The organism is Nocardia beijingensis NBRC 16342, from assembly GCF_001612785.1.
GTDB classification, from domain to species: Bacteria; Actinomycetota; Actinomycetes; order Mycobacteriales; family Mycobacteriaceae; genus Nocardia; species Nocardia beijingensis.
The window spans coordinates 24,110-33,956 of sequence record NZ_BDBC01000078.1 but is presented as its reverse complement, the minus strand read 5'-3'; the positions used below and the strand labels follow the sequence as shown (position 1 = coordinate 33,956).

General features: G+C 66.4%; 11 protein-coding genes and 1 pseudogene. 7 read left to right on the top strand and 5 right to left on the bottom strand.

From position 1 onward, the window contains the following. From NB3_RS35760 to NB3_RS32475, 7 genes and pseudogenes are all read left to right on the top strand, one after another. Window positions 1-461, top strand: a pseudogene (locus NB3_RS35760) (transcriptional regulator); the annotation flags it as partial. A gap of 219 nt (window positions 462-680) precedes the next feature. Then, window positions 681-1,919, top strand: coding sequence for a helix-turn-helix domain-containing protein (locus NB3_RS32500; protein ID WP_067810943.1), 1,239 nt, complete (start codon window positions 681-683; stop codon window positions 1,917-1,919). Between the two features lie 192 nt (window positions 1,920-2,111). After that, the gene (locus tag NB3_RS32495; protein WP_067810940.1) at window positions 2,112-2,573 is read left to right on the top strand and encodes a hypothetical protein; all 462 of its coding nucleotides are present in this window, start codon (window positions 2,112-2,114) and stop codon (window positions 2,571-2,573) included. Then, window positions 2,570-3,058 (top strand): DNA-directed RNA polymerase subunit beta, encoded by a 489-nt coding sequence (locus NB3_RS32490; protein ID WP_244892171.1) that lies wholly within the window; start codon window positions 2,570-2,572, stop codon window positions 3,056-3,058. The genes NB3_RS32495 and NB3_RS32490 overlap by 4 nt, the downstream gene beginning before the upstream one ends. Before the next feature lie 46 nt (window positions 3,059-3,104). Beyond that, window positions 3,105-3,326, top strand: a complete 222-nt coding sequence (locus NB3_RS32485) for a hypothetical protein (RefSeq protein ID WP_039802110.1) — start codon at window positions 3,105-3,107, stop codon at window positions 3,324-3,326. Further along, window positions 3,323-3,754 (top strand): hypothetical protein, encoded by a 432-nt coding sequence (locus tag NB3_RS32480; RefSeq protein WP_157112139.1) that lies wholly within the window; start codon window positions 3,323-3,325, stop codon window positions 3,752-3,754. Before NB3_RS32485 ends, NB3_RS32480 begins: the two co-directional genes overlap by 4 nt. Window positions 3,755-3,839: 85 nt before the next feature. Further along, window positions 3,840-4,229: a hypothetical protein gene (locus tag NB3_RS32475; RefSeq protein ID WP_218020678.1), complete on the top strand. Its 390-nt coding sequence runs from the start codon at window positions 3,840-3,842 to the stop codon at window positions 4,227-4,229. 141 nt (window positions 4,230-4,370) lie between these two features. Here the strand turns inward: NB3_RS32475 and NB3_RS32470 are convergent, their stop codons facing one another. From NB3_RS32470 to NB3_RS32450, 5 genes are all read right to left on the bottom strand, one after another. Then, complete coding sequence (locus NB3_RS32470; RefSeq protein WP_067810930.1) at window positions 4,371-5,024, bottom strand: Uma2 family endonuclease; 654 nt, start codon at window positions 5,022-5,024, stop codon at window positions 4,371-4,373. 692 nt (window positions 5,025-5,716) lie between these two features. After that, a complete protein-coding gene (locus NB3_RS32465) occupies window positions 5,717-6,076 on the bottom strand; it encodes a hypothetical protein (RefSeq protein WP_067810927.1) in 360 nt (119 codons plus the stop codon). Between the two features lie 331 nt (window positions 6,077-6,407). Continuing rightward, window positions 6,408-7,373, bottom strand: a complete 966-nt coding sequence (gene ccsB, locus NB3_RS32460) for a c-type cytochrome biogenesis protein CcsB (RefSeq protein ID WP_067810924.1) — start codon at window positions 7,371-7,373, stop codon at window positions 6,408-6,410. 2 nt (window positions 7,374-7,375) lie between these two features. Continuing rightward, window positions 7,376-9,022, bottom strand: a complete 1,647-nt coding sequence (resB, locus tag NB3_RS32455) for a cytochrome c biogenesis protein ResB (protein WP_157112138.1) — start codon at window positions 9,020-9,022, stop codon at window positions 7,376-7,378. Further along, window positions 9,019-9,846 carry a cytochrome c biogenesis CcdA family protein gene (locus NB3_RS32450; RefSeq protein ID WP_067810921.1) on the bottom strand — a complete coding sequence of 276 codons (828 nt, stop codon included), beginning with the start codon at window positions 9,844-9,846 and terminating at the stop codon, window positions 9,019-9,021. Before NB3_RS32450 ends, resB begins: the two co-directional genes overlap by 4 nt. Between the last annotated feature and the right edge of the window lies 1 nt (window position 9,847).

Here is a 9,847-nt window from a genome sequence, read left to right as displayed (position 1 = left end):
GCGGCTCAGCCGCGGCGATACGAGACAACCGGCCGGACGAAGCAGACGACATGATGCGCCTGGCGAACGCGGCAGCCGCAGCGGTCAAGCGAGATTCGGGGAGTTATCACCAATACTGGACGACGTTCGGCCCTGCCACGGTCGCCATGAAGCGAGTCGAAAATGCGATCGTGGACGACCGCCCCGACCTCGCATTGCGGCTCGCCCGAGCCATCCCGCCGGGGCTGCGCCCGACCTCCGACAACCGCAACAGGCATCTGCTCGATGTCGCCGCGGCCCACATCGAACTCCGAAGCTATGACACCGCGTTCGACGTGCTGGTTCAGTTGTCCCGTGAGGCCCGGCCGTGGCTGATCGAACAGCGGTCCGCCAAGGATTTGCTGGGCCGGATCATCTCCAAACGACGCACCCTGACTCCTGAGATGCGAGATCTCGCAGATCTCCTGCGACTGGAGTACTGAAACTGCCGCGACTCTGCCGACTGAGTAGCCGCACCCCAGGGAAGCACCTCGACGCCCCCGATGGCTCGCTCCAGCAGTTCACAGCGAAATGCCGTCTCATCCTGCGGGCCACCCGCGCTCGCCCCGCCCGAGCAGCGCCGCCGTCTGTACTACATGCCAACTGGAAGACGGACAGCAGGTACCGTCGCAAGTGGACAGTCATCGGCGGAGGAGTACGCCATGAACGACATTCCCCCGAACGAAGTCGGGCGCAGGCTGCGTGAGATCCGCGCTTGGCGCGGGCAGAGTCTCGAGGTGATCGCGGGCTTGGCCGGTATCAGTTTCGGATACCTCGGCCGCCTCGAGCGCGGAGAGCAAGCCTTGTCCAACCGTGCCACGCTGGAGGCGCTGGCGCGGGCGCTACGCGTCTCTCCGTCAGAGTTCTATCCAGTCGCGGGGCAGGCTGGTTCGCGTGCCGAGGGCAACGAATCCGCCCATGCGGGAGTCATAGCGATCGAACGCGCGCTCGACGTCTACGAACTCGGCGACGACCCTGGCGGCGCGGTCCGCGAATGGCCCGCCATCGCCGCCGACCTCGAGCGGCTAGCCGAGATGGCGCAGGTTACCTCGGACTTCGCCGGGCAAGCCGAACTCGCGCCCGCACTATTGGCCGAGTTGCACGCGGTCTACGCCCGATCACCGGAACTTCATCGCAACGTCTTGCGCGGCTTGATCACTTGCTACGCCTCGGCTATGTGGGTGACCAAGCGGCTCGTTGGCCGCGGTTTGCCACTGCTGGCTGCCAAGGCCGCGCAAGAATGCGCCGCCATGCTGGAATCTCCGGCATGGTCCGGGTTCACCGTTTGGCTACGCGGTGATGCCACGGGCGGCCTGTCCCGGCCTGAGCAGTACCGGCGTGCGGTGCGCTGCATCGATGAGCTCGGTCCGCATTTGAATGACACGAACGTCCTCCAGGCGTCTGGCATGCTGCACCTCTCGGCTGCACTCGCCTCGGCAGTGCAGGGTGACCGATCGACCGCTGACACGCATTTGGGCGAAGCCACCGCCCTGGCCGGGCGCATGGAGACCGAGACCGGGGCATTCGGTCGTATGTGGTTCGGCGCATCGAATGTCGGGATCTGGCGCGCATGCATCGGTATGGAATTCGGCGACGGGGTGAAGGTGGCTGAAGACGCGCGCAAGGTCAACGTCAACAGCATCCCTAGCAAGTCCCGGCAAGCCGAGTTCTACATGGAAGTCGGCCGTGCTCTGCTGACCGAGCCCACTCGCCGTGAACAAGGCGTCCAAGTGCTGCTACGCGCTGAACACCTTGCACCGCAGCGTGTCCACGCCGATGTCCTGGCCCGTGAAGCCGTGGCCGATGTGCTCCGCGCCGCACGGCGCGATGCGGGCGGACGTGAGTTGCGCGGCTTGGCATGGCGGCTGGGCATCGCTCCCGAACACGCGCCGAACAACTGATCGAGTCCTCGCGTTTGTCCTTCGTGGACAAATCTGTTGTGGCTCAACTCATAACGTCTGCCTCGGCCCCGACGCCGGGGTGAGCCGGCCGCCTTCGTCATCTCGGTCGCGCCAGGACAGACGTGGATGCTGGCTGGTGCTGCGCCCTCGGCGTCGGGTGCTTTCCAATCGGATTGCAGGGAGGCGCAGGGGATGGATGCGAGCAGTCGGCAGGGGTTGTATTCGGCGGGGACGGCCGAATTGCGACGGATCGCGGCATATTTGAAAGACGAGTCGATACCGTTGCAGGGCGCGCTGGCACATACGGAAGGCGCGCTGGCTATCGGGCTGCGGTGCGTGGCTGTCGCAGGTGCCGACGCGGTCGGTGATCAGGCCACGATCGCGATGCTGGCACGTCGCCACGGGTACACGCTGGCTGCCACATACGTGGTTGCGCCGGACACTGCGCCGCTGGTCGCGGCAGCGAGCGTGCTCGAGATGGTGCATGTGGCCCACGCGGGTGCGGTGATCGTCCCTGGGATGGCGCATCTGGGCGGATCGGTCCCGGCCGAGTTCACGCGGGTGTGCAGCGTCATCATGCCGGGGCACGTGATGCTCGGCCGCGCGCTGTACGCGACGCCGCCGGTGTCCGGGGACGCCGAGGCGCAGGGATGAGCGCGGCGAGCATGGGCGGTTTCGATCTGACCACGCCGAACGGCCGGTGCGCGTTCTACCGGCTGGTCTGCCAGCTCCCGGCCGAGGTAGACCCCGTAGCCCTCGGCCGCATCGTGGTGCGGGCGGGTTCGATGGTCTGGGGTGTGTCGGTGCCCGAGCCGTTGGGCCGGGCAGTGACGGACCGCTTACGAAGCGGCGGACACAGTCTCGGCCCGATCATCACCCACCCGCATTCCCTGACCTGGACCTTTCTGGTACGTCCCGATCTGCCGGACGAACCTCGAATCTTCGCGAGCCTGTTCCGCGATCGCGTGAAGGTGATCCGCGACGGCGGCTTGATCGCGCTCCCGTCCTCGGCCGACAACACCACCACATATCGCGCATGGCTCGAGCCACCTCGCGACACCTACCGCCCCTCCGCACGGCTGGTGGTGGAAACGGTACGCGCGTGCCTGCTCGCACGAGCGGTGAGGACCAGCCGATGAACCGGCGCGGCGAACCGATCGAACCCCAACCGAATTCTCCGGTCTCATGACCGGTCCCGCCCAGTCACCGCGCCCGGAGGAACCCGACGTACACCTGTCGGTCTACCTGTACGACCAACGAATGGACTTCGCCGCATGCCTGACCGCCGCAATGATTTTCGTCCAAGACTGGAACGCCCGCCACCGCCCCGGCGCGGTAACCGTCCTCCCCGGCAACCCCACCGGCCTCCCCCGCCTCCCTAACGAACGGCTCTACCTCGAAAGTTGACCATGCGGCCCGCGTGGGGTCGAGTTGAAGGTGCACCGATAGTTGGTAAGGTCGCCGACCCGGGAGGAGCCTTGGTGCAGAATTCTGATCCCGGTCTGGATGAACTCACCGCTTCGGTGATCCGCGCAGGTAACGAGTGGGGATTCCAGATCGACCGCGACAGCTCAGGTCGGCTGCTACTCACGGCTGTAGGCGAATCGCCGGTGACTCCCGCCGTCGAGTTTCGGTTCACCGACCAGGAACTCCGCGACTACTACGCGCGCCTCGCAGCGAATGCTGGGATACCGACTAGCGAGAGCACGCCGTGGCAGGCGTGGATGATTCTGATGTCGACCCACCTCAGCGAGGCCGTTTACAAGGCGGGGGTGCTCAATCAGCCGTGCGCCATCGTGATCGATAGCGCTGGATTCTGGGCCGAACCGGTGTAGCCAGCGGCCCGCAACACCGTCCTCGCCGCGGCCGATGCTCCTAGAGAATGAACTCGAGTTTCGATCACAGGAGGGCTGGGCGTTCGTGACGTCATCGATGGTCCCGAGAACCGTCAAGTCGGTCGACACAGCACAACTGATACTCCTCGACGAGCAGGCACGTGAGTGTGGTTTGAACAGACACCACGGCGCCGGCTGGCTGGCCGCTCACGCCGACCGCACGGCCACTCACTACCTACAGCCCGTGCTGGTTCATCGTCTGCAGCACCGACCGGAGTTCTCGCCGCACTGGCGGTGTCTGCTGCTGCTCACAGTACGAGACGGCCAGCAGATCTCCTCGCTCCTGGATGTTCTACCTGCGTCTTTCAACGACTTGCCAGAAACCTTGGACGACCCGACCAAATCCTTTATCGCCACGAAACTTCAACATGGATCACTCGTCACCCAGGCGGAATGGGCGAAGCGTCACGGCTGACGCCGCGTGGCCCTCGACCGTGCCCCCGGTCGAGTTCGGCGAAGGCATGCCATCACTGTGGAACGCGCAGGTGCGCCTCCTCCTGCGCCAGGGCGATCGATGATCGCGCCGCCACCATGATTGGGGCGGGCCGACCTTACGTCAGTATTCGAGTTCGGTCCAGGGGATGGCGATCTGGAACGGGTGGTCGAACTCGATGCCGTCCGCGTTCTGGGAAGTCCATTCGGCGGCGAGGATGTAGTTGGCAGCGCGGAGTGGATGTACCCCGTCCGGGAGCTGCGCATGGCCGATATCGAGGCCGTAGGCGCGGACGGTGGCGATCGCGCTGACATCACGGGCCAGCGTCACCTCCCAGTACCACGGAATGCCGGCGCTGGCGTACCGTCCCTTCTTCGCTTCGATGTCGGTCTGCGTGTTGCCGGGCGATAGAACCTCGCCGACCAGGATCACGTCACTTCCGCGCACGTCCTGATAGGCGGAACCAAGACAACGATGGATCAGGAAGTCCGGTGTCAGGAAGTTGGATTTGCCGGTGCGACCCAGGAATACGTTCGTCTCGGTGGTGACGCGCCAACACTGCTCTGGGTTCTCTGACATGTCTTTTCGTGCACAGCGTTCGAGCGTGGCCCAAAACCGGTTGGAGAAGGTTTGATGCTCGGCCGGACCGCGTCGCACCCAGACCACGCGCCCGTCCCACAACTCGATCTGCTCCGCGATCTCCTCAGGGAGTCGCGCCAACTCCTCCCATGTCATCGACTCAGGGAGGTCCGGCCGTTCGACATGCGGCATCGACATGCCGCAATGGTAATGGCCGCTGCGGGCGGTCAGAACGCCTTAGTTCAACCCAGCATAAGAATGCAACCCGCTAATCACCATGTTGGTGATGAACACCCATCCCGACGTTTGCTGACGTTGGCGAGTACTGGTCGCAACACAAACAGGCTGGTACGCACGATGCTGGCGTTGGTGCCAGTCGGCCCTTGTGGATTGCGCTGCGTACCCGGTGCGTACCCGCATCCCTTCCACCGAGCGACGAAGCCGTGGCCTGCGCCGAATGTCTACTCGGTGCGACAGCGAGCGTAATCGCGCCGACATCGCAAAGTCAGCATTTCAGCAGCTCAGAGGCATCGGCAGCCTTCAGATCGCGCGCAACTCGAGGGTGGCCGCAGACCATCGCCGCAGGCGACGCGCAGCGCCTTCGAGGTTGGAGGGGCGCGGGAACACTATGCAGGCGGCACCCCACGGGGGCACGCGGCCGAAGGCCGCGCTCGGCGCGCCGCGCCGAGCGCCCGAGCCCTGTCAGTGGCCACCGCGAAGTTCCCGCGTACGGCCAGTTGCGATTCCCGCAGGCGGCCAGTTGCCGCCGCTGGCACACTGCCGCATCCCGCCGAACATCGGAGGTTGCCGACGAGGTGTGGCACGCAACTCCGGGCTACGGCTGTAGCCCTAGGTGCGCGAGGGGCGATTCGTGGCTACCATACGGACGGTCAGAATCGAGTAAAGCCGGTGAGCGCTCGCCGTACCGTCACCTCGCCGACGGGTCCAGCACGCAGCCCGTCGAGCACCTCGTCGGACATCTCGCCGTAGGTCTCGAACGATTGAATACTGCAGTGCTCCATCACATCCTGGATGTAGGGATCGGACAACTTCCAGTGTGCGAGCACTGCCTCCGAGTCGGGATAGAGCTGGAAACTGTGTGCAAGCCCGCGGTCTTCGTCGAGAAAGACCTGCACCATCAGCTGCGGGCCATGCTCTGCGACGAACGCCACCGCCCGCTCTACGGCCACCTTGAACTGTTCGAGATGACCGTCGGTTATCCGCATGGTGTTGTGGAACAAAATGCTCATTCCTCGATAATCAAACCTCGATAAAGGTTGAGGTCAAGCCGAGCCGGCACGGCATTTCACCTCATACAGCTGCTACCAAGGTGTTGCTGCGGGATCGGCTTGACGACCAGATAGCTCCCCACTGAGTGGCCGCCGGTGGGGAGTTCGAACTGGCCGACGACGTTGCGCTACTACGCCCACCTATGGCCCGATGCCGACGAGACGACGCGGGCGACGGTTCGCGGCATACTCGGGCTCGGTTCGCCACTACTGCGTACTCGCTACGTACCGGAGACTCGGGCAGGACCGGCGAGTAGCCCGCCGAACGAACGAATGCGCTGGTCAGTGCCTATTAGTTCAACCCAGCATAAGAATGCAACCCGCTGATCACCATGTTGATGATGAACAGGTTGAACAGCATCGCGACGAAGGCGGCGATGTTGATCCAGGCGGCCTTGGTGTCGCGCCAGCCCGAGGTTGCGCGGGCGTGGAGGTAGGCGGCGTAGAGGACCCAGGCGATGAAGGAGCAGGTTTCCTTCGGGTCCCAGCCCCAGAAGCGGCCCCAGGCGGCTTCGGCCCAGATGGCGCCGAGGATGACGCCCGCGCCGAAGAGGGGGAAGCCGATGATGGTGGCCTTGTAGGCGAGCCGGTCCAGGGTGCGGGCGTCGGGGAGGCGGCGGGCGATGGCGCCGAGGACGTCGGCCGACTCCTGGCCGTCCGGCTGACGCAGGCGGTAGAGGAAGAGCATGCTCGCCACGCCGGCGAACAGGAACACGCCGCTGCCCACGCTGACGATGGTGACGTGCACCGGCAGCCAGAACGACTTCAACGCGGGCACAACGGGCGCGGCGTCGGCGTAGAGCACCGTGCCGGCGAGGAACAGCAGGATCAGCACGGGGACCAGCAGGAACGCCCACATGGCGCGGTAGCGCTGCTCGCGCAGGAGCGCGATGCCGACCAGCACGGCGGCGGCCGTCGCCATGGTGACGAACTCGTACATGTTGCCGAGCGGGAAGCGGTGGGTGGCGAAGCCGCGCAGCACGATCGAGCCCACGTGCAGCGCGATGGCCACCATGAGCACCGAGAACGCCATGTTGCCCAGCCGCTCCGACAGCGGCCGCTGCGCGGGTTCGGCGACCCGGCCCGGTCCCTGCGGCGTCGATCCGCCGCCCACCGTCACGAGTTCGCGCTCGGCGACCTGGCGGCTGCGCGCCGTCGCGTACTGCCAGATCAGCAGCACCAGCACCAGCGCGTACACCACGATCGCCGTCTTGAAGGCGAAGTCGCTGTACCTGGCGATGGTCTCGTCGATCGGCATCGTCACTCTCCCGTGGTCTCGGCGTGCTCATCGAGCAGGCGCGCGCGCAGCCGGTCGAACTCGCCGCCCCAGCCCGCCTGGTCGGTCCTGGCGAGCCCGCCCATCTCTACTACAGTGCGTCGTTGCTCAACGGTACCGGCTGCGTCATCGGCCGGGTAGACCCGCACCCAGATCCGCCTGCGCTTGATCAGCAGCGAGACCAGCAGGCCCGCCATCATCAGCAGCGCGCTCACCAGCACCCACTGCTGGGCGGGGTCGTGGGAGACCTGCAGATTCACGAACTCCTGCGCGCCGTCGAAGGTCACCTTGGTGCCGTTCGGGAGCGTGGTGGACTCGCCGGGGCGCAGATTGACCCTGGCCTCCTTGGTCAGCCTGCCCTGTTTGACCTGCTCGGGGTCGAGGGCGAACAACGACTGCGGCTTACCGGTGTCCAAGCCGGTGTCGCCGCGATAGATGTCGACCGCGACCGCGGGGTCGTTCATCGCGGGGAACGCCGAGCTGAGCAACGACCCGTGGAACATCGCGGTGGGCGCGAACAGTCCTTCGATCGCGATCTGGTTCTTGCGGCGCTCCTCGTCGGTGGCGTACATCCCGCCGGGTGGGTCGATCCGCAGCACGCCGCTGGACAGGAACGTCGAGGCGTCGTCGGGCCGCCACTGGATGGACTCGGTGCGGGTCTGACCGTTGGGGAAGGTCACCGTGAAGGTCGGCGCGTAGCCGTGTCCTTGCAGGTAGAGCCGGTCACCGGCGACGCGGAGCGGGTGGTTGACCTGCACCCGGGTGTCGCGCCAGGTGTTCGTCCGCAGGTCGTCGCCCGCCTGGTAGGAGAGGTTCGCGGTGAACATCTCCGCTTGCCCGTTGGTCAGGTAGTCGGCCTGGAAGTCCTTCACCCGCACGCACACCGGCGTCATGCCGGTGCCGTCGTTGACGTTGCCCGCCTTGAACGAGTCGAACACCGCGGGCGAGGTGGTGCAGAAGCCGGGGCCGTTGTTCGCCAGCACGATGACGCTGCCCTCGTAGCCGAACAGCTTGCCGGCCGCGATGGCGATCAGCAGCCCGACCAGCGCGAGATGGAAGACGAGATTGCCGAGTTCGCGGGCGTAGCCCTTCTCCGCCGACAGCGCCAGTTCACCCTCGCGTTGGCCGGGGCGTACCTCGGTGCGCCAGCCGCGCAACTGGGCGCGGGCGTGATCGATCTGCTCCTGCGGCGACCGCTCGACCGCACCCGTGTAGTGGTGCGGAAGCCTGGTCAGGTTGCGCGGCGCCCGCACCGGCGGTGTGCGCAGCGCGCGGTAGTGGTCGAGCGTGCGCGGCAGGATGCAACCGACCAGGGAGATGAACAGCAGCACGTAGACGGCCGTGAACCAGAAACTGGAGAACACGTCGAACAGCTCGAAGCGGTCCATCCACGGCCCGAGCGTCGGCCGGTCGGCGATGTACTGCTCGACCTTCTGCTCGTTTAGGTTGCGCTGCGGCAGCAACGCGCCGGGGATCGCGGCCAAGGCCAGCAGGAACAGCAGCACCAAGGCGGTGCGCATGCTGGTGAGCCCGCGCCAGGTGTTGCGCAGGAACGCCCAGGCCCGTCCGATCAGGGATTGGCGCGGCGGACGTTCGGGGCTTTCGATCGCGGGATGGTCGGTCACGGTCATATCGGCAGGGTCACCTCGGAGACGAACGCGTCGCGCACCCAGGCGACGAACTGGTCCCACGCCCCGGTGACCAGCGCGGCGCCGACCGCGACGAGCAACATGCCCCCGATGATCTGGATGGTGCGGGAATTGCGGCGCAACCAGCCCACTCCCCGCAGCGCGCTCGCCGACCCGAACGCCAGCACCACGAACGGCAGGCCGAGGCCGAGACAGTACGCGATGATCAGCGCGACTCCGCGCACCGCCGTCGTCCCGTCGGTGCCCGCGGCCACCGCCATGACGCCCGACAGCGTCGGACCCAGGCACGGCGTCCAGCCCAGCGCGAACACGCCGCCCAGCAGCGGAGCGCCCATGAGGCTGGTGAGCCTGCGCGGCTCCATCCGGGTGTCGCGCTGCAACGCGGGCACCAGGCCGATGAAGACCAGGCCCATCAGGATCGTCACCACACCGCCGATGCGTTGCAGCAGTTCCCGGTTCACGTTGAGGGTCTGGATGACGCCGAACACGGTCGCGGTGGCGAGCACGAAGACGACGGTGAAACCGGCGACGAACAAACCGGCCGCACCGGCGACCCGCATCCGTCCCGACCGAAGCGGCGGCTCGGCGGTCGCGACGCGGCTGCCGGTGGCCTCCGCCACCGTGGCGGGCGGCGCCTCCGCGCCGACCAGTCCGGCCAGGTAGGAGAGGTACCCCGGCACGAGGGGCACCACGCACGGGGAGGCGAACGACACCAGACCCGCGAGCAGGCATGCGCCGAGGGCCAGCAGCAGCGGCCCGGAGGCCGCCGTCTGCTGGAACGAATCACCGACTCCGGCGAGCACCATC

What these genes read in the sequence shown, in the direction of transcription:
- resB (WP_157112138.1), bottom strand. Translation starts at nt 9,022, where the DNA reads ATGACCGTGACCGACCATCCCGCGATCGAAAGCCCCGAACGTCCGCCG.
- NB3_RS32485 (WP_039802110.1), top strand. Translation starts at nt 3,105, where the DNA reads ATGACCGGTCCCGCCCAGTCACCGCGCCCGGAGGAACCCGACGTACAC.
- NB3_RS32495 (WP_067810940.1), top strand. Translation starts at nt 2,112, where the DNA reads ATGGATGCGAGCAGTCGGCAGGGGTTGTATTCGGCGGGGACGGCCGAA.
- NB3_RS32500 (WP_067810943.1), top strand. Translation starts at nt 681, where the DNA reads ATGAACGACATTCCCCCGAACGAAGTCGGGCGCAGGCTGCGTGAGATC.
- NB3_RS32450 (WP_067810921.1), bottom strand. Translation starts at nt 9,846, where the DNA reads ATGGTGCTCGCCGGAGTCGGTGATTCGTTCCAGCAGACGGCGGCCTCC.
- NB3_RS32490 (WP_244892171.1), top strand. Translation starts at nt 2,570, where the DNA reads ATGAGCGCGGCGAGCATGGGCGGTTTCGATCTGACCACGCCGAACGGC.
- NB3_RS32470 (WP_067810930.1), bottom strand. Translation starts at nt 5,024, where the DNA reads ATGTCGATGCCGCATGTCGAACGGCCGGACCTCCCTGAGTCGATGACA.
- NB3_RS32465 (WP_067810927.1), bottom strand. Translation starts at nt 6,076, where the DNA reads ATGAGCATTTTGTTCCACAACACCATGCGGATAACCGACGGTCATCTC.
- ccsB (WP_067810924.1), bottom strand. Translation starts at nt 7,373, where the DNA reads ATGCCGATCGACGAGACCATCGCCAGGTACAGCGACTTCGCCTTCAAG.